The sequence below is a fragment of the Stenotrophomonas sp. SMYL89 genome, assembly GCF_036319985.1.
Lineage (GTDB): Bacteria > Pseudomonadota > Gammaproteobacteria > Xanthomonadales > Xanthomonadaceae > Stenotrophomonas > Stenotrophomonas maltophilia_Q.
This window is the reverse complement of record NZ_JAWIRW010000011.1, coordinates 17,381-34,186: the sequence shown is the minus strand read 5'-3', so window position 1 is coordinate 34,186 and position 16,806 is coordinate 17,381. Positions and strand designations below refer to the sequence as shown.

General features: G+C 67.8%; 18 protein-coding genes. 16 read left to right on the top strand and 2 right to left on the bottom strand.

Annotated features, from left to right (window positions below):
* Positions 1-103: 103 nt before the first annotated feature.
* Positions 104-967, bottom strand: coding sequence for a LysR family transcriptional regulator AmpR (ampR, locus tag V3B41_RS14495; protein ID WP_049429564.1), 864 nt, complete (start codon positions 965-967; stop codon positions 104-106).
* Positions 968-1,142: 175 nt separating this feature from the next.
* Between ampR and blaL2 the strand changes: the two genes are divergently transcribed.
* The 3 genes from blaL2 (at position 1,143) to V3B41_RS14480 (ending at position 4,049) form a co-directional block, all read left to right on the top strand.
* Positions 1,143-2,054, top strand: coding sequence for a L2 family extended-spectrum class A beta-lactamase (blaL2, locus tag V3B41_RS14490; protein WP_329861568.1), 912 nt, complete (start codon positions 1,143-1,145; stop codon positions 2,052-2,054).
* Between the two features lie 85 nt (positions 2,055-2,139).
* A complete protein-coding gene (locus V3B41_RS14485; RefSeq protein ID WP_329861566.1) occupies positions 2,140-3,354 on the top strand; it encodes a cation:proton antiporter in 1,215 nt (404 codons plus the stop codon).
* 53 nt (positions 3,355-3,407) lie between these two features.
* The gene (locus V3B41_RS14480) at positions 3,408-4,049 is read left to right on the top strand and encodes a hypothetical protein (protein ID WP_049429567.1); all 642 of its coding nucleotides are present in this window, start codon (positions 3,408-3,410) and stop codon (positions 4,047-4,049) included.
* A gap of 134 nt (positions 4,050-4,183) precedes the next feature.
* Here V3B41_RS14480 and V3B41_RS14475 read toward each other — a convergent pair whose 3' ends face one another.
* Positions 4,184-4,927, bottom strand: coding sequence for a DUF3011 domain-containing protein (locus tag V3B41_RS14475; protein WP_329861564.1), 744 nt, complete (start codon positions 4,925-4,927; stop codon positions 4,184-4,186).
* Positions 4,928-5,085: 158 nt separating this feature from the next.
* Between V3B41_RS14475 and aspS the strand changes: the two genes are divergently transcribed.
* The 13 genes from aspS (at position 5,086) to tolA (ending at position 16,787) form a co-directional block, all read left to right on the top strand.
* The gene (gene aspS / locus V3B41_RS14470; protein WP_197619932.1) at positions 5,086-6,837 is read left to right on the top strand and encodes an aspartate--tRNA ligase; all 1,752 of its coding nucleotides are present in this window, start codon (positions 5,086-5,088) and stop codon (positions 6,835-6,837) included.
* Positions 6,838-6,853: 16 nt separating this feature from the next.
* Positions 6,854-7,180 carry a DNA primase gene (locus tag V3B41_RS14465; RefSeq protein WP_329861562.1) on the top strand — a complete coding sequence of 109 codons (327 nt, stop codon included), beginning with the start codon at positions 6,854-6,856 and terminating at the stop codon, positions 7,178-7,180.
* A gap of 31 nt (positions 7,181-7,211) precedes the next feature.
* Complete coding sequence (locus V3B41_RS14460) at positions 7,212-7,733, top strand: GNAT family N-acetyltransferase (protein ID WP_005410760.1); 522 nt, start codon at positions 7,212-7,214, stop codon at positions 7,731-7,733.
* Between the two features lie 75 nt (positions 7,734-7,808).
* Positions 7,809-8,441, top strand: a complete 633-nt coding sequence (locus V3B41_RS14455) for an alpha/beta fold hydrolase (protein ID WP_043035110.1) — start codon at positions 7,809-7,811, stop codon at positions 8,439-8,441.
* Positions 8,442-8,620: 179 nt separating this feature from the next.
* Positions 8,621-9,352: a YebC/PmpR family DNA-binding transcriptional regulator gene (locus V3B41_RS14450; protein WP_049429571.1), complete on the top strand. Its 732-nt coding sequence runs from the start codon at positions 8,621-8,623 to the stop codon at positions 9,350-9,352.
* A gap of 105 nt (positions 9,353-9,457) precedes the next feature.
* Complete coding sequence (gene ruvC / locus V3B41_RS14445) at positions 9,458-9,979, top strand: crossover junction endodeoxyribonuclease RuvC (RefSeq protein ID WP_006386268.1); 522 nt, start codon at positions 9,458-9,460, stop codon at positions 9,977-9,979.
* A 13-nt stretch (positions 9,980-9,992) separates the two neighbouring features.
* On the top strand, positions 9,993-10,586 hold the full coding sequence (ruvA, locus tag V3B41_RS14440; protein WP_010481591.1) for a Holliday junction branch migration protein RuvA: 594 nt from the start codon (positions 9,993-9,995) through the stop codon (positions 10,584-10,586).
* A gap of 118 nt (positions 10,587-10,704) precedes the next feature.
* Positions 10,705-12,555, top strand: a complete 1,851-nt coding sequence (locus tag V3B41_RS14435) for a potassium transporter Kup (RefSeq protein WP_180848865.1) — start codon at positions 10,705-10,707, stop codon at positions 12,553-12,555.
* Between the two features lie 482 nt (positions 12,556-13,037).
* Entirely contained in the window at positions 13,038-14,078 is a 1,041-nt protein-coding gene (ruvB, locus tag V3B41_RS14430) for a Holliday junction branch migration DNA helicase RuvB (protein WP_005410754.1), read from the top strand.
* Positions 14,068-14,499, top strand: coding sequence for a tol-pal system-associated acyl-CoA thioesterase (gene ybgC, locus V3B41_RS14425; RefSeq protein ID WP_106551053.1), 432 nt, complete (start codon positions 14,068-14,070; stop codon positions 14,497-14,499). Before ruvB ends, ybgC begins: the two co-directional genes overlap by 11 nt.
* Positions 14,500-14,509: 10 nt before the next feature.
* On the top strand, positions 14,510-15,289 hold the full coding sequence (gene tolQ, locus V3B41_RS14420; RefSeq protein ID WP_006438802.1) for a protein TolQ: 780 nt from the start codon (positions 14,510-14,512) through the stop codon (positions 15,287-15,289).
* Positions 15,290-15,313: 24 nt separating this feature from the next.
* Positions 15,314-15,742: a protein TolR gene (gene tolR, locus V3B41_RS14415; protein ID WP_005410751.1), complete on the top strand. Its 429-nt coding sequence runs from the start codon at positions 15,314-15,316 to the stop codon at positions 15,740-15,742.
* Positions 15,732-16,787, top strand: coding sequence for a cell envelope integrity protein TolA (gene tolA, locus V3B41_RS14410; protein ID WP_329861557.1), 1,056 nt, complete (start codon positions 15,732-15,734; stop codon positions 16,785-16,787). The genes tolR and tolA overlap by 11 nt, the downstream gene beginning before the upstream one ends.
* Positions 16,788-16,806: the final 19 nt, after the last annotated feature.

The following is a 16,806-nucleotide window of genomic DNA, read 5'->3' as shown; positions in this document are numbered from 1 at the left end:
GGCCGCTGGCCGGCTGGCTTTCTTGTAGAGCCGAGCCATGCTCGGCTTGCGCGCGCAGCGCGGTATTGGACATGAAGCAGCCGAGCGTGGGCTCGGCTCTACATCATGACTGCGCCTGCAGCCACTCGCGGAAGCGCTTGGCCGGCTCACGTTCGACGCGCGAGCGCAGCCGTGTCAGCCAGTAGCGGCCCAGCTCCAGCGTGGTGCCGAACGGCTGCAACAAGCGGCCCTCGGCCAGTTCCTGCTCGAACATGCGCAACGGCAGCAGCGCCACGCCGGCACCGCCGGCAGCGGCCATCGCCACCGTCAACGAGGAATCGAATACCGGCCCGCGTGCCTCCACGCCGCTGACCCCGGCCGCCTGCAACCAGCGCGGCCACTCGTCGCTGCGGTAGGAGCGCAGCAGTGGCAGCGTGCCCAGGTCACGCGGTTGCTTCAGGCGCCGTGCCAGCGCCGGCGCGCACAGCGGTGCGAAGGGCGCGTCGAGGATCGCCGTGCAGTGCTGGCCCTGCCAGTCGCCATCACCGAAGCGGATCGCCAGGTCCAGCCCTTCTCCCGCCAGATCGATACGGTTGTTGTGGGTCTGCAGGCGCAGCTCGATGTCCGGATGCGCGCTCTCGAACGCAGCCAGTCGTGGCAGCAGCCAGCCGGTGGCGAAGGTGCCGACCACGCCCAGGGTCAGTACCTCACGCGCAGGTCCGCCGGTGTAACGCGCGATGCTGGCCGAAATGCGCTCGAACGATTCGCTGAGCACCGGGTACAGCGCGGAACCCTCATCGGTCAGGGCAACGCCGCGCGGCAGGCGATGGAACAGGCGAATGCCGAGCCGGTCCTCCAGGCTGCGGATCTGGTGGCTCAGCGCGGCCTGGCTGACGCACAGCTCCAGCGCGGCACGGGTGAAATTCTGGTGGCGCGCGGCGGCCTCGAAGGCGCGCAGGGCGTTCAGCGGCAGAGTCGGGTGCAGCATGGCGCAGTCGTGAGCTGGAGTGATGGATGATCCTAGCGTGGCAACGGGTGATTTCGGAAAATTAAGGGGTTGAATGCGACAGGCATGAGTTCAGCTAATGGCTCGCGCTGATTTTTTGCGCTGGTCGCCCCGGTGGGCGACGCCAATAATCGAACGGTCCCCAGGAGAACCCCGCATGCTCGCCCGTCGCCGATTCCTGCAGTTCAGTGGTGCCGCTGTTGCTTCCTCGCTCGCCCTGCCGTTGCTGGCACGTGCGGCGGGCGCCACGACCGCCGCCGCCCCGGCCGATGCGGCCATCGCCGCCGCCAGTGATTTCGCCGCGCTGGAGAAGGCATGCGCCGGCCGTCTGGGCGTGACCCTGCTCGATACCGCCAGCGGCCGCCGCGTCGGCCATCGCCAGGACGAGCGTTTCCCGATGTGCAGCACCTTCAAGAGCATGCTGGCCGCGACCGTGCTCAGCCAGGCCGAAGGCACCCCTTCGCTGCTCGACCGGCGCGTACCGGTGCGCGAGGCCGACCTGCTCTCGCACGCACCGGTGACCCGCCGCCATGCCGGCAAGGACATGACCGTGCGCGACCTGTGCCGGGCCACGGTCATCACCAGCGACAACACGGCTGCCAACCTGTTGTTCGGTGTGGTCGGCGGGCCGCCAGCGGTCACCGCGTTCCTGCGTGCCAGCGGCGATGCGGTCAGCCGCAGCGACCGGCTGGAGCCGGAAATGAACAGCTTCGCCGAAGGTGACCCGCGCGACACCACCACGCCGGCGGCGATGGCTGGTTCGCTGCAGCGCGTGGTGCTGGGGAAAGTGCTGCAGCCGGCATCGCGCCAGCAGCTGGCCGACTGGTTGATCGACAATGAAACCGGCGATGCCTGCCTGCGCGCGGGCCTGGGCATGCGCTGGCGGGTGGGCGACAAGACCGGCAGCAATGGCGAGGACGCGCGCAACGACATCGCCGTGTTGTGGCCGCGCGCGGGCGGCGCACCGTGGGTGCTGACGGCCTATCTGCAGGCCGGCGCGATCAGCAACGAGCAGCGCGCCCTGGTGCTGGCCCAGGTAGGCCGGATCGCCGACCGACTGATTGGATGAGGTAACCGGGGTCATTCAAACGTGGCTTGCCGGATCGGTTCGGCGCGCGCATCCTGCGCGCGTTCGAACCCCACGGAAGACCCCGATGAGCCATGAGTTGATCTACCTGCTGCTGATCTTCGCGCTGCTGGTGATCCCGCGCGCGCTGCAGCGCTTCAGCCTGCCCGCACCACTGACCTGCCTGCTGTTCGGCATCATCGGCATGCTCTGGCTGGGCGACCAGGCCCACGATGCGGTGATCGGCCTGCTGGCCACGCTGGGTATTTCCTCGCTGTTCCTGTTCGCGGGCCTGGAAGTGGACCTGCAGGCGCTACGTCGTGGCATGTGGCCGCTGTTGGCGCACCTGGTGATCCGCAGTGCGACGCTGTTCGGCGTGGGCTGGCTGGCCTGGCGCTATGCGGGATTGCCTTGGCAGGCCGCCGGCCTGTTGGCGCTGGCGCTGCTGACGCCCTCCACTGGTTTCATCATGGATTCGCTGTCACGGCTGGGCCTGAGCGAAGACGAGCGGTTCTGGGTGACCAGCAAGGCCATCGCTGGTGAACTGCTGGCGCTGGCGGCGTTGTTCATCGTGCTGCAGGCCGGCGATCCGGGCCACATGGCGCTGTCCAGCCTGGCCCTGCTGGCGATGATGGTCGGCCTGCCGCTGCTGTTCATCGCGCTGGGACGCTGGGTGGCGCCGCACGCGCCGGGTTCAGAGTTCTCGCTGCTGGTGATGGTGGGCATGGTGGCGGCCTACATCACCTACCTGCTGGGCGTGTACTACCTGGTCGGCGCGTTCATCGCCGGGCTGGTCGCGCGTCTGCTGCACCAGCGCATGCCGCTGCTGGCCTCGCACGAGAACCTGCACGCGCTGCGCTTGTTCGCCTCGTTCTTCGTGCCGTTCTACTTCTTCAACGCCGGCACCAAGGTGCCCAGTGAAGCGCTCAGCTTCGAGGCGCTGGGGCTGGGCATCGTGATCACCCTGGTGGTGCTGCCGCTGCGCATCGGCGTGGTCTGGTTGCAGCGCCGGGTGATGTTCGGCGAGAGCTTCCGCAGCAGCCTGCGGGTCTCGCTGGCGCTGGCACCGACGCTGATCTTCACCCTGGTGCTGGCGGCGATCATGCGCGAGCGCTTCCAGATTCCGGCGGTGCTGTTCGGCGCGCTGCTGCTGTATGCCGCGTTGACCACGCTGCTGCCGTCGCTGGTGTTCCGTACCCCGTTCGATGTCGACCCGGCGGAACAGGAGCCGGCCGGCGAGGGCGAGGCCGCACCGGTGGCGGCGACCGAAGTACTGCCGGCAGCACCGTCTGCCGAGCGCTGAGCGGACCTGGCGCGCGGTTTGCGCCCATCGGCCATGGCCGTTAGGGTTGGGGCATGAGACCGATTGCCGTTGCCACTACCGCCGCCCTCCTGCTCAGCCTCGCTGCGTGCACGCAGCGCTCCGATACGGTCGCCCATGACCTGGCGACCGCACCGGCCGATGCGTTCATGGCCGCCATCGCCGCACATTGCGGCCAGGCCTACGCAGGCAAGGTGGTGGAGGACACGCCGGCACCAACCGGCAAGGACCCGTTCGCCGGGCAGCGCCTGGTGATGCACGTGCGCGGCTGCGCCGATCCGGCGCATGAGCTGCGCATCCCGTTCCATGTCGGTGATGACCACTCGCGGACCTGGGTGCTGACCCGCACGCCGAACGGGCTGCGCCTGAAACACGACCATCGCCACGAAGACGGCAGCCCCGACGCGATCACCCTGTACGGTGGCGACAGCACGCCGCCGGGAACTGCCGAACGTCAGCAGTTCCCGGCCGATGCCGACTCGGTGGCGATGTTCCGCCGTGCCGACATGCTGGCTTCCACGCACAACACCTGGGCGATGGAGATCGATCCGGACCAGACGTTCGTCTACGAGTTGACGCGCCCGGAGGGCCGCCGGTTCCGCGTGCAGTTCGACCTGAGCAAGCCGGTCGATCTGCCGCCGCCGCCCTGGGGCGACGACAAAGCGCCCGCACCGTGATCGCGGGATCGGATCCCTCCTGCGGAGGGCTCCGACCCCGGAAAGACCGCCAGTAGACCCACGCCATGCGTGGATGCGGGATGCCTGGCCGGGGTAAGAGCCCTGGCCGCTGGCCAGGGATCCGCCCCCGCAACTCAGCGCGTACCGAAGCGCGCGCGGCAGCCGTTGCTCACCCACACCTGGCCGCGCGAGTAGCCCCAGCTGCGGCCTTCCTGGCAGGCGCTGCCGGACAGCTGCTGCTGCAGCACTGGCCGGCCCTGGCGATCATCCCAGTCGCAGGTCTGCGAACGGTTGTTGTTGCTGCTGCAGGTGATGGAATAGTTGCTGTTGCCACCGCCCCAGCCGCCACCACCACCGCCCCAGCCGCGGGCCTCGGCGAATTCGGCGCGGCAGCCATTGCTGACCCACACCGCGCCGTTGCGCACACCCCAGGTACGGCCCTCCTCGCAAGGACTGCCGGACAACTGGCGGACCAGGCGGGCATTGCGCCAGCCGACCGGGCAGCTGCGCTCGCGATTGTTCTGGCTTTCGCAGCGGATGGTCTCGCCGGGTCGACCGTTGTTGCCACCCCAGCCGCCGCCATTGCCACCGCCCCAGCCGCCGCGCGACTCGACGAACTCGGCGCGGCAGCCGCCGGTGACCCAGATGGTGCCGTTGCGGCTGCCCCAGGTGCGGCCTTCCTCGCAGGGGCTGCCAGACAACTGACGGACCAGCTGCGCGCCGCGCCAGCCGGTGTTGCAGACCCGTTCGCGGTTGCTCTGGCTTTCGCAGCGGATCACCCCGTTCTGCGCAGAGGCGGATGGGGCGGGCAGGGTGAGGGTGCCCAGGGCACCCAGGCTGAGGGTTACGGCCAGGCTGGCCAGGGACAGCGGTTTCATGGCGGCATCCCATACGGTGGCAGGTGCCCGACTATAGGGAGGGGGGCGATCAAGCCGGTGTGACTGGCCGGATTTGCCCCGGCCGGGGCCTCGGCCGCAGAATACGAGGCTTTCCGGCCCCCATCCGGTGCCGGCGTTCTCCAGCGGAGCTTCCCCCCATGCGTACCCACTTCTGCGGCCTGGTCGACGAGACCCTGATTGGCCAGACTGTCACCCTCGCCGGCTGGACCGACGTGGCCCGTAACCAGGGCGGCGTCTGCTTCATCGATCTCCGCGATCATGAAGGCATCGTGCAGGTGACGGTGGAGGTCGACAATGCCGAAGTGTTCGCCGTGGCCGCGTCGCTGGGCTACGAGGACGTGCTGCAGGTGGAAGGCGTCGTGCGCGCCCGCCACGCGGTGAACGACAAGATGCGCACCGGCAAGGTGGAAGTGATCGCCACCGCCATCACCGTGCTGAACAAGGCCGCGCCGCTGCCGTTCCACGCCCACGAGAACCCGGGCGAGGAAACCCGCCTGAAGTACCGCTACCTGGACCTGCGCCGCCCGGAAATGCAGCGCATGCAGCGCACCCGCATCAAGCTGGTGCAGGCCCTGCGCCGCCACCTGGACGAGAAGGGCTTCCAGGACATCGAAACCCCGATCCTGACCAAGGCCACCCCGGAAGGCGCGCGCGACTTCCTGGTGCCGGCGCGCATGCACCCGGGCGAGTTCTACGCCCTGCCGCAGAGCCCGCAGCTGTTCAAGCAGATCCTGATGGTGGCCGGCTTCGACCGCTACTACCAGATCGCGCGCTGCTTCCGCGATGAGGCCCTGCGTGCCGACCGCCAGCTGGAGTTCACCCAGCTGGACATGGAATTCGCCTTCGTCCGCGAGCGCGACGTGCAGGACTTCGTCGAAGACATGATCCGCGCCATCTTCAAGGAAGTGGTGGACGTGCAGCTGGATGCCAGCTTCCCGCGGATGACCTGGGCTGAAGCCATGCGCCGCTACGGCTCGGACAAGCCGGACCTGCGCATCGCGCTGGAACTGGTGGACGTGGCTGAACTGGTCAAGGACAGCGAGTTCCCGGTGTTCACCGGCCCGGCCAATGATGCCGAGGGCCGCGTGGCTGCGCTGCGCATCCCGGGCGGTGCGTCGCTGTCGCGCAAGCAGATCGACGAATACGCCGCGCATGCCGCCAAGTACGGCGCCAAGGGCCTGGCCTACATCAAGATCGCCGACAACGGCGAAGTCAGCTCGCCGATCCAGAAGTTCTTCAGCGAAGCGTCCTTCGCCGCGCTGGTCGCCCACGTCGGTGCCGGCAACGGTGACATCGTGTTCTTCGGCGCCGGTGGCTACAACAAGGTCTCCGACTTCATGGGCGCCCTGCGCCTGAAGGCCGGCAAAGACTTCGGCCTGGTCGCCGAGGGCTGGGCGCCGCTGTGGGTCACCGACTTCCCGATGTTCGAGTGGGACGAGGAAGAACAGCGTTACGTCGCCCTGCACCACCCCTTCACCGCACCGGCCGTGGACGACATTGCCGACCTGCGCGCCAACGCCCGTACCGCCGTTTCGCGCGGCTACGACATGGTGCTCAACGGCAATGAAATCGGCGGCGGTTCGATCCGTATCCACCGTCCGGACATGCAGAGCGCGGTGTTCGAGCTGCTCGGCATCGGTGCCGAGGAGGCCCGTGCCAAGTTCGGCTTCCTGCTCGACGCGCTGAACTACGGCGCGCCGCCGCACGGTGGCATCGCCTTCGGTATCGACCGCATCGCCGCGTTGATGGCCGGCACCGAGTCGATCCGCGACGTGATCCCGTTCCCGAAGACCACCGGTGCACAGGATCTGATGACCGACGCGCCGTCGCCGATCGTCGACGCGCAGCTGGCCGAAGTGCACATCCAGGTTCGCCCCAAGACCAACTGATCAGGAGATCCAGGCAATGACCGAGTTCGCGTTTTCGCTGGAGTGGGAAAAGCTGGGCAATGAAGGCGCCGAGGCCAATCTGGTCACCGAGCGTGCGCGTGTGTTCGGTGGTTGGCTGGTCCGCGTCGGTACCAACCCGGCGGCGATGGCCCTGACCTTCGTCGCCGACGGCGAAGGCCGCTGGGACGGTGAAGACTTCGGCGTCGAGGATTACGAAGACGACGAAGAGGAAGAGTACGACGAGGACGAGGAAGGCGAGGAAGAAGAGGACGAAGAGGACGAAGAGGAATACGAGGAAGAGGACGAGGAAGACGAAGAGGCGGAATCGTCGGAAAAGGCTTGACCGCCCCTCCGCGCTGACGTCAACTTCCTGCATGTATTCGATCCGCCGCGCTACTGTGGACGACGCGCCGACCCTGTCGGCGCTGGCGGCCCGCACGTTCACCGAAACCTTCGGCCATCTGTATCCGCCGCAGGACCTCCAGGCCTTCCTTGAGGAGGCCTATACGGTCGAGCGCCAGCGCGTGATCCTGGCCCACCCGGATTACGCGGTGTGGCTGCTCGAGCTGGACGGGGAGGCGGTCGGCCATGCCGCCGCCGGTCCCTGTGGCCTGCCGCACCCGGACGTGAAGCCCGGTGACGGCGAGCTCAAGCGCCTGTACCTGATCAAGACCCAGCAGAGCTGTGGCTGGGGCAGCCGCCTGCTGGAAACCGCACTGGCCTGGCTGGAACACGAAGGCCCGCGCACCCTGTGGCTGGGCGTGTGGTCGGAAAACTTCGGCGCACAGCGCTTCTACGCCCGCTACGGTTTCGAGAAGGCCGGCGAATACCTGTTCCCGGTGGGCGACACGAACGATCTCGAATTCATCCTGCGCCGCGCACCGCGCGCGGCCTGATGTTCACCGCCGCTTGCTGCGCGCGCGTGTTCAATCACCGTACGTTCCTGCCCCGCTGACTGCCAGGCTGTTTGCATGACTCCCCCCGTATTGCTGCTGCATGGCATCTGGAATGCCCGCGCCTGGGTCGGGCCGCTGGCCTGGCGCCTGCGCGCGCGTGGCTTCCAGGTGCACGCGTTTGGTTATTCCTCGGTGTTCGGTGGCCCGGACGTGGCCGTGCCGCAGCTGCTGGAGCGGCTGGCCGATGCCGGCCCGTTGTCGCTGGTCGGCCACAGCCTGGGCGGGCTGCTGGCGCTGGAAGCGCTGCGGCGCAATCCGCAGCTGCCGGTACAGCGCGTGGTCTGCCTGGGCTCGCCGCTGCGCGGCAGTGGCACCGCGCGCTCGTTGTCCGATCATGGCTGGGGCCTGGCGCTGGGCCGCAGCAGCGAGCTGCTGCTGGATGGCCTGCCGGACTGGCAGGGCAAGGCCGAGGTTGGGTTGATCGCCGGCTCAGTGCCGCATGGGCTGGGCAGCCTGCTGGGCGCGATGGACGACGCCTCCGATGGCACCGTGGCCCTGGCCGAGACCCGCCTGCCGGGGCTGGCTGACCACTGCGTGGTGCGTACCAGCCATAGTGGCCTGGTGGTGTCGCCCGACGCTGCCCGGCAGACCGCGCATTTCCTGCGCCACGGCCAGTTCGACCACAGCCGCGACGCGGCGGCGGCATAGGGGCAGGGGGGGGGGCGGGGCCGCCCTGTAGAGCCGAGCCCATGCTCGGCTGCATTCCGTCGGGCCCATTGAGCCGAGCATTGGCTCGGCTCTACAACAATACGGGCCTAGACACGGTTGCCGCCCCCGATCAGGTAGAATCCGCGCCTTGATCCTGAAGCAGCCAGACGGTAGCACCCATGGGTAGAGGCCCCTCCATCGAAGCCCGCAAGAACGCGTCCGACGCGAAGCGCGGCAAGATTTTCACCAAGATCATCCGCGAGATCGGCGTTGCCGCGCGCGGCGGTGGAGGCGACCCCAACAACAACCCGCGTCTGCGCGTGGCGGTGGACAAGGGCTTGGCCGTGAACATGTCCAAGGACGTGATCGAGCGCGCCATCAAGAAGGCCACCGGTGAACTGGAAGGCGTCGATTACGAGGAAATCCGCTACGAGGGCTACGCCCCGGGTGGCGTGGCCGTGATCGTCGATTGCCTGACCGACAACCGCGTGCGCACCGTGGCCGATGTCCGCCATGCGTTCAGCAAGTGCGGCGGCAACATGGGCACCGAAGGCTCGGTGGCCTTCATGTTCAAGCGCCTGGGCGTGCTCAGCTTCGCCCCGGGTGCCGACGAGGAAGCCATCACCGAAGCGGCCATCGAGGCCGGCGCCGATGACATCGTGGTCTATCCGGACGACGGCTCGATCGATGTGGTCACCAGCCCTGACGCGTTCAACGCGGTCAAGGATGCAATGACCGCTGCGGGCCATGTCGCCGACCACGCCGAGATCACCTTCCGCGCCGACAACGACATCAAGGTCGAAGGCGACGTCGCCCTGCAGGTCAAGAAGCTGCTGGACATGCTGGAAGACCTGGACGACGTGCAGGACGTGTACTCCAACGCCGAACTCGGCGCCGACGCCTACGCCTGAGCCGTCTTCGACGGCCTGGGCGCGGGCCGTTGAACGGTCACCGCGGACAGTCATGAGCCCATACGCCTGCCAGCGCCTCCCGTTCCGCCCCGCCAGGAGTGCGGCATGACCCGCATCCTCGGCATCGACCCCGGTTCACAGCGGACCGGGGTCGGCATCATCGATGTCGACGCCACCGGCCGCGTCAGCCACGTGCACCACCAGCCGCTGGTGCTGCTGGGCGCCGACGACTTCCCGCAGCGCATGAAGCTGCTGGTGCTGGGCCTGGCCGACCTGTGCCGCGAATACGAGCCACAGGAAGTGGCCATCGAACGCGTGTTCATGGCCCGCAACCCCGATTCAGCGCTGAAGCTGGGCCAGGCCCGTGGCGCGGCGATCTCGGCCGTGGTGCTGCGCGACCTGCCGGTGCACGAATATGCGGCCAGCGAGATCAAGCTGGCGGTGGTCGGCCGCGGTGGCGCCGAAAAGCAACAGGTTCAACACATGGTCGGGCTCATGCTCAACCTGAAAACCAAGCTGCAGGCCGACGCGGCCGACGCGTTGGCGGTGGCGATCACCCATGCCCACGTAAGGGCGACGGCCAACCGCCTGGGGCTCAGTGCCCGCCAGGCGTGGGGCCGCAAATGAGGAGCTGCACGCAATGATCGGTCGACTGCGCGGCATCGTCGCCTACAAGGCGCCGCCGTGGCTGGTGGTGGACGTGAACGGAGTGGGCTACGAGCTGGAGGCGCCGATGAGCACCTTCTATGACCTGCCCGAGCTCGGCCGCGAGGTCACCCTGTACACCCATTACGCACAGAAGGAAGACAGCGTCTCGCTGTACGGCTTCCTGCGCGAGGGCGAGCGGCGCCTCTTCCGCGACGTGCAGAAGGTCAGCGGCATCGGCGCGAAGATCGCGCTGGCCGTGCTGTCAGGCGTCACCGTCGAGGAATTCGCGCGCATGGTCCAGGCCGGCGACATCACCGCGCTGACCCGCATTCCGGGCATCGGCAAGAAGACCGCCGAGCGCATGGTGCTGGAGCTGCGTGACCGCGCCGCCCAGTTCGGTGCCGGCGGCGCGCTGCCCACCGGCAGTGGCCCGGCCCCGGCCGACCCGCTGTCCGATGCCACCGTGGCGCTGCAGCAGCTGGGCTACAAGCCGGCTGAAGCCGCCCGCATGGCCCGGGACGCCTTCAATGAAGGCGACGAAGTGGCCACCGTGATCCGCAAGGCGCTGCAGTCGGCGCTGCGCTGATCCGCCTTCCTTTCCTTCAACGAACCGCCTGAGCTTCGCCAGGAGTCCCATGTCCAGCAGTCAAACCCCGCACGCAGCTGCCCCCGGCGGCCACGGTCACGCTCCTCCAGCCGGAGGCATGGCGCTGATCATCGGTGCGATCGGCGTGGTCTTCGGCGATATCGGTACCAGCCCGCTGTACACCCTGAAGGAGGCGTTCTCGCCGCACTATGGGCTCAACAGCGACCACGACACCGTGCTGGGCGTGCTGTCGCTGGCGTTCTGGGCGCTGAACATCGTGGTTACGCTGAAGTACGTGACCATCATCATGCGCGCCGACAATGACGGCGAGGGCGGCATCATGGCGCTGATGGCGCTGACCCAGCGCACGCTGCGCAACGGGTCGCGCTCGGCCTATGTGGTGGGCATCCTGGGCATCTTCGGCGCCTCGCTGTTCTTCGGCGACGGCGTGATCACCCCGGCCATTTCAGTGCTGGGCGCGGTCGAAGGCCTGGAGGTGGCGGCCCCCGGCCTGCATGCGTTCATCGTGCCGATCACCGTGGTGGTGCTGCTGATGGTGTTCGCCGCGCAGCGCTTCGGTACGGAGAAGATCGGCAAGGCGTTCGGCCCGATCACCTCGGTCTGGTTCATTTCGCTGGCGGCGATCGGCATCTACAACATCGTCGACGCGCCGGAAGTGCTGAAAGCCTTCAACCCGTGGTGGGCGATCCGCTTCTTCATGGAGCACAGCTGGCACGGCATCTTCATCCTCGGTGCGGTGGTGCTGGCAGTGACCGGCGGCGAAGCGCTGTACGCCGACATGGGCCATTTCGGCGCCAAGCCGATCCGCCACGCCTGGTACTTCTTCGTGCTGCCGTGCCTGGTGCTGAACTACCTGGGGCAGGGCGCGCTGGTGCTCAACCATCCCGAGGCGCTGAAGAACCCGTTCTTCGAGGCCGTGCCGTCGTGGGCGCTGTACCCGATGATCATCCTGGCCACGATGGCGGCGGTGATCGCCTCGCAGTCGGTCATCACCGGCGCGTTCTCGGTCTCGCGCCAGGCCATGCAGCTGGGCTACATCCCGCGCATGCGCATCAAGCACACCTCGCACGACACCATCGGCCAGATCTACATCCCGGGCATCAACTGGGGTATCGCGGTGATGGTGATCGGCCTGGTGCTGGCCTTCCGCAGCTCGTCCAACCTGGCCGTGGCCTACGGCATCTCGGTGTCGGCCACCATGCTGATCGATACCCTGCTGCTGGCCCTGGTCGCCCGCTCGCTGTGGCCGAAGGCGCGCGCCTGGCTGCTGCCGCTGTGCGTGGTGTTCTTCATCATCGACCTCGGCTTCGTCATCGCCAACGGCGCCAAGCTGCTGCAGGGCGCCTGGTTCCCGGTGGTGCTGGGCATCTTCCTGTTCACCATGATGCGCACCTGGCGCCGTGGCCGCGAACTGCTGCGCGATGAGATCCGCAAGGACGGCATCCGCCTGGATACCTTCCTGCCGGGCCTGATGCTGGCACCGCCGGTACGCGTGCCGGGCACCGCCGTGTTCCTCACCGCCGACCCGACCGTGGCCCCGCACGCGCTGATGCACAACCTCAAGCACAACAAGGTGCTGCACGAGCGCAACGTGTTCCTGCACGTGGTGACGCTGCCGGTGCCGTACGCGCCGGAGGGACAGCGGCTGAAGATCGAATCGGTGGGCGACGAGTTCTACCGGGTCTACGTGCGCTTCGGCTTCATGGAGACCCCGGACGTGCCGCTGGCGCTGATGCGCTCGTGCGACCACGGCGGCATCTACTTCGACCCGATGGACACCACCTTCTTCGCCAGCCGCGAGACCATCGTGGCCACCGCCAACCGCGGCATGCCGATCTGGCGCGACAAGCTGTTCGCGCTGATGCATCGGAATGCCGCGCCGGCCACGGGCTTCTTCCGGATTCCAGGCAACCGTTTGGTCGAGCTGGGCGCGCAGGTAGAGATTTAATCTCCACCTGCGCTACGTCCCACGATTTGCTGCGCAAACCGTGGGCCCCGCGCGCATTCCACCTTATCCCCCCGCCTATCGGCGCGCCCCCTTGAACAACAAGGGGGCTGGGCTTCCCGAAGTGTTCCGCGCCAGCAGCTGGGCATTGCTCGGCTGCACCGTTCCATCCACGCATGGCGTGGATCTACCGTGTCGACCAAGGTCGACACCCACCAAGAGCGGGCAGAGCAGGCCACGCCATCCAGACAGATCGCGGGAATCTGTCGAAGGCGGGGTGGGTCCGGTTGCGGGGGCGTGAGCCGCATGGATGCGGCGACCGAGCCTACATGGACGTATTTACGGCCCCCCCGCAGCCGGACCCACCCTGCCATCCCTCAGCAACCCTGCTTCTGCTCTTGCTTCGGCTGTTGCCGTTGCTTCGGCCTCTGCGGGTGCCGGGCGCAGCCCGGCCGAAACCCGTACTTTTGCCGCATAATCAGCACATGACCGACGACCGCATCATCGGCGCCGGCGCCACCCGCGAGGATGACGCCGCCGACGCCAGCATCCGCCCCAAGCGCCTTGCCGATTACCTCGGCCAGGTGCCGGTGCGCGAGCAGATGGAGATCTACATCCAGGCGGCCAAGGGGCGTGGCGACGCCCTCGACCACGTGCTGATCTTCGGGCCGCCGGGCCTGGGCAAGACCACCCTCAGTCATGTCATCGCCAATGAACTGGGCGTGGCCCTGCGGGTGACCTCCGGCCCGGTGATCGAGAAGGCCGGCGACCTGGCCGCGCTGCTGACCAACCTGCAGCCACACGATGTGCTCTTCATCGACGAGATCCATCGCCTGTCGCCGGTGGTCGAGGAAGTGCTGTACCCGGCGATGGAAGACTTCCAGATCGACATCATGATCGGCGAGGGCCCCGCGGCGCGCTCGATCAAGATCGACCTGCCGCCGTTCACCCTGATCGGCGCCACCACCCGCGCCGGCCTGCTGACCGCGCCGCTGCGCGACCGCTTCGGCATCGTCCAGCGCCTGGAGTTCTACAGCGTCGAGGAGCTGACCCGTATCGTGCGCCGCTCCGCCAGCATCCTCGGCATCGACTGCACCGCCGATGGGGCAGGGGAGATCGCACGCCGCGCGCGGGGTACCCCGCGTATCGCCAACCGCCTGCTGCGACGCGTGCGCGACTATGCGCAGGTCAAGGCCGGTGGCCACATCGACGAGCCGGTGGCCCAGGCCGCGATGAAGATGCTCAAGGTCGACCCGGAAGGCTTCGACGAGCTCGACCGGCGCCTGCTGAAAACGATGGTGGACTACTTCGACGGTGGCCCGGTCGGCATCGAATCGCTGGCCGCGGCGCTGTCCGAAGAGCGCGGCACGCTGGAAGACGTGGTCGAGCCCTACCTGATCCAGCAGGGCTTCCTGGTGCGCACTGCGCGTGGCCGCATGGCCACCCACAAGGCCTACCGGCACATGGGCCTGAAACCCAAGAACCCGCCGCAGGACCTGTTCGCCGAGGTTCCCGATGTCGGTTGAGCCGCGATTCAGTTGGCCGACACGCATTTACTGGGAAGATACCGATGCCGGTGGCGTGGTCTACCACGCCCGGTACGTGGCCTTCATGGAACGGGCCCGGACCGAATGGATGCGCGCGCTGGGCTACGGCCAGGAGCGCATGCGCATCGAGCACGGCATGATCTTCGCGGTGCGTTCGATGCAGATGGATTTCATCAGGCCGGCACGGCTGGATGACACCCTGCAGGTGAGCGCCCGCCTGGTCCAGCTGAAGAAGGCCAGCATGGTCTTCGAGCAGCAGATCCTGCGCGATGGCGAACTGCTGCTGTCGGCCCAGGTCCGCATCGCCGCACTGGAAGCGGCCAGTTTCCGCCCGCGTGGCATGGACGACGCCGTCCTTGCCATGCTGCAACCCCACCTCCACCCCGAATCCGAACTTTGAGGAACAACGGATGATCGCAACGCTCCTGGCCCTGCAGGCCACGGTCACCGAGGCACTGCCGGCCGATGTCAGCAACGCCGCGACCCAGACCCTTGCCCAGGCCACCACCGGCGGCGGCATCAACTACCTCGAGCTGATGGCCAAGGCCAGCCTGCCGGTGAAGATCATCGTGCTGCTGCTGCTGGTCGGCTCGTTCGTCAGCTGGGTGATCATTTTCCGCAAGGCCCGCGTGTTCAAGCAGGCCACCCGTGAAGCCGACGAGTTCGAGAACCGTTTCTGGTCCGGCGCCGACCTCGGCAAGCTGTACAGCTCGGCCACCGACCGCAGCCGCAATGTCGGCGGCCTGGAAGCCATCTTCGAAGCCGGTTTCCGCGAATACACCCGCCTGCGCGACAAGCGCCGGCTGGATGGCCGCGCGCAGCTGGAAGGCGCACAGCGTGCCATGCGCACCACCTACACCCGCGAAGTGGACCAGCTCGAGCGCAACCTGGAGCTGCTGGCCAACATCGGCTCGACCGCGCCGTACGTAGGCCTGGTCGGCACCGTGTTCGGCATCATGGTGACCATGCACGACATGATCAGCAGCGGTGCGCAGGCCGGCATCGCCGCCGTTGCCCCGGGCATCTCCGAAGCGCTGTTCGCCACCGCCATCGGCCTGTTCGTGGCCATCCCGGCAGTGTGGGCCTACAACCGCTTCACCACCCGCGTTGAGCGCATGTCGGTGCGGTTCGAGACCTTTGCCGAAGAGTTCAGCTCCATCCTGCAGCGCCAGAGCGCTGGCGACGAGTAAGCGCCTGACCCGGGAGTCCAAGCCATGTCCGCTGCCATCGGTCGCCGCAAGCGCCGCAAGCTGAAATCGGAAATCAACGTCGTTCCCTACATCGACGTCATGCTGGTGCTGCTGATCATCTTCATGGTCACCGCGCCGCTGCTCACGCTGAGCTTCGACGTCGACCTGCCGCAGTCCAACGCCAAGGCGCTGGAAAGCAAGCAGGACCCGGTGATCGTCTCGGTGCGCCAGGACGGCCAGCTCAGCCTGAAGCTGCCCGATGCCAAGGAACCGACTGCCGTGTCGGCCGAGGAACTGGAAGGCCGCCTGGCCGGCATCGCCGCCCAGGACAAGGGCGTGCGCGTGATCGTCGCCGCCGACCGTGCCGTGGCCTATGAAAAGGTCATCGCCGCGATGGATGTGATCAAGCGCGCCAAGGTAGACAAGGTAGGCCTGGCCACCGATGCACGCTGACGCCCTGCCACCCCCGCAGCAGCGCGAACCCGGCTGGGGCCTGCCCCTGGCGTTGGCGTTGCTGGTGCACCTGCTGGTCGCGCTGGTCTTCATCGTGGCCTGGTTCTGGTCGCCCGAGCGCAACACCGACGCCGCCGCCGGTGATCCGTCGGTCGAGGCCAGCCTGGCGCTGTCCGCGTCCGAGGCCTCGGCCGCGCGCCAGGCCCTGCGCCAGTCCGAGAAGCTGGAAGACCTGCCGCCGCCGGTGGCCGAGCCGATCCCTGTGCCGGAAGACACCATTCCGCCGCCGCAGCCGATCCCCGAGCCGCGCCCACAGGACGCCCCCACGCCGCAGCAGCAACAGGCGCAGGAGCGCGTCGCGCAGCCGGACACCAAGGACCAGGAAGCGGTGAGCGCGCTGGCCATCTCGCAGGAGAAGGCCAAGCAGGAGCAGGAAGCCAAGCGCCGCCAGGAGCAGATCGACCTGACCGAACGCAAGCGCCAGGAAGAAGCGGAGCAGAAGCTGCGCCTGGCAAAGCAGCAGGAAGCGGACGAGAAGAAGAAGCAGGCCGAGCAGGAGCGCGTGGCCGCTGACAAGGCCGAGGCCGAGAAGCAGAAGAAGATCGCCGAGATCCGTGCCCGCCGCGAGCAGGCCGAGAAGGAAGCCAAGCTGGCCGAACAGAAGCTGCGCCAGGTGGCCGCCGCGCGCAACGCTGCCGGCAGTGCCGCCGCCGGTGCCAGCGGTGCGTCCCAGCCGGCCGCCGGTGGTGGAGGCAACAGCGACGATCTTTCGGCCAAGTACGCAGCCGCGATCCAGGCCAAGGTACTGTCGCAGTGGGTGCGCCCGGATACGGTGCCGCTGGGCCAGCGCTGCCAGATCACCATTACCCAGATTCCGGGTGGCACGGTGATGCAGGCCAAGGTCAGCCCGAACTGCCCGTACGACGAGGCCGGCAAGCGTTCGATCGAGGCCGCTGTGCTCAACGCGCAGCCGCTGCCGTATCGCGGCTTTGAGTCGGTATTCGCGCGCACGCTCAACTTCACCTTTACCGCCCAGGATCGCTGAGGCGGCCGGGCAGGGCGGC

Bases quoted from the DNA above. Each gene is read 5' to 3' on its own strand.
- V3B41_RS14480 (WP_049429567.1), top strand. From the start codon at position 3,408: ATGAGACCGATTGCCGTTGCCACTACCGCCGCCCTCCTGCTCAGCCTC.
- tolQ (WP_006438802.1), top strand. From the start codon at position 14,510: ATGATCGCAACGCTCCTGGCCCTGCAGGCCACGGTCACCGAGGCACTG.
- tolA (WP_329861557.1), top strand. From the start codon at position 15,732: ATGCACGCTGACGCCCTGCCACCCCCGCAGCAGCGCGAACCCGGCTGG.
- V3B41_RS14485 (WP_329861566.1), top strand. From the start codon at position 2,140: ATGAGCCATGAGTTGATCTACCTGCTGCTGATCTTCGCGCTGCTGGTG.
- ruvA (WP_010481591.1), top strand. From the start codon at position 9,993: ATGATCGGTCGACTGCGCGGCATCGTCGCCTACAAGGCGCCGCCGTGG.
- tolR (WP_005410751.1), top strand. From the start codon at position 15,314: ATGTCCGCTGCCATCGGTCGCCGCAAGCGCCGCAAGCTGAAATCGGAA.
- ruvB (WP_005410754.1), top strand. From the start codon at position 13,038: ATGACCGACGACCGCATCATCGGCGCCGGCGCCACCCGCGAGGATGAC.
- blaL2 (WP_329861568.1), top strand. From the start codon at position 1,143: ATGCTCGCCCGTCGCCGATTCCTGCAGTTCAGTGGTGCCGCTGTTGCT.
- ampR (WP_049429564.1), bottom strand. From the start codon at position 967: ATGCTGCACCCGACTCTGCCGCTGAACGCCCTGCGCGCCTTCGAGGCC.
- ybgC (WP_106551053.1), top strand. From the start codon at position 14,068: ATGTCGGTTGAGCCGCGATTCAGTTGGCCGACACGCATTTACTGGGAA.
- aspS (WP_197619932.1), top strand. From the start codon at position 5,086: ATGCGTACCCACTTCTGCGGCCTGGTCGACGAGACCCTGATTGGCCAG.
- V3B41_RS14460 (WP_005410760.1), top strand. From the start codon at position 7,212: ATGTATTCGATCCGCCGCGCTACTGTGGACGACGCGCCGACCCTGTCG.
- ruvC (WP_006386268.1), top strand. From the start codon at position 9,458: ATGACCCGCATCCTCGGCATCGACCCCGGTTCACAGCGGACCGGGGTC.
- V3B41_RS14435 (WP_180848865.1), top strand. From the start codon at position 10,705: ATGGCGCTGATCATCGGTGCGATCGGCGTGGTCTTCGGCGATATCGGT.
- V3B41_RS14455 (WP_043035110.1), top strand. From the start codon at position 7,809: ATGACTCCCCCCGTATTGCTGCTGCATGGCATCTGGAATGCCCGCGCC.
- V3B41_RS14450 (WP_049429571.1), top strand. From the start codon at position 8,621: ATGGGTAGAGGCCCCTCCATCGAAGCCCGCAAGAACGCGTCCGACGCG.
- V3B41_RS14475 (WP_329861564.1), bottom strand. From the start codon at position 4,927: ATGAAACCGCTGTCCCTGGCCAGCCTGGCCGTAACCCTCAGCCTGGGT.
- V3B41_RS14465 (WP_329861562.1), top strand. From the start codon at position 6,854: ATGACCGAGTTCGCGTTTTCGCTGGAGTGGGAAAAGCTGGGCAATGAA.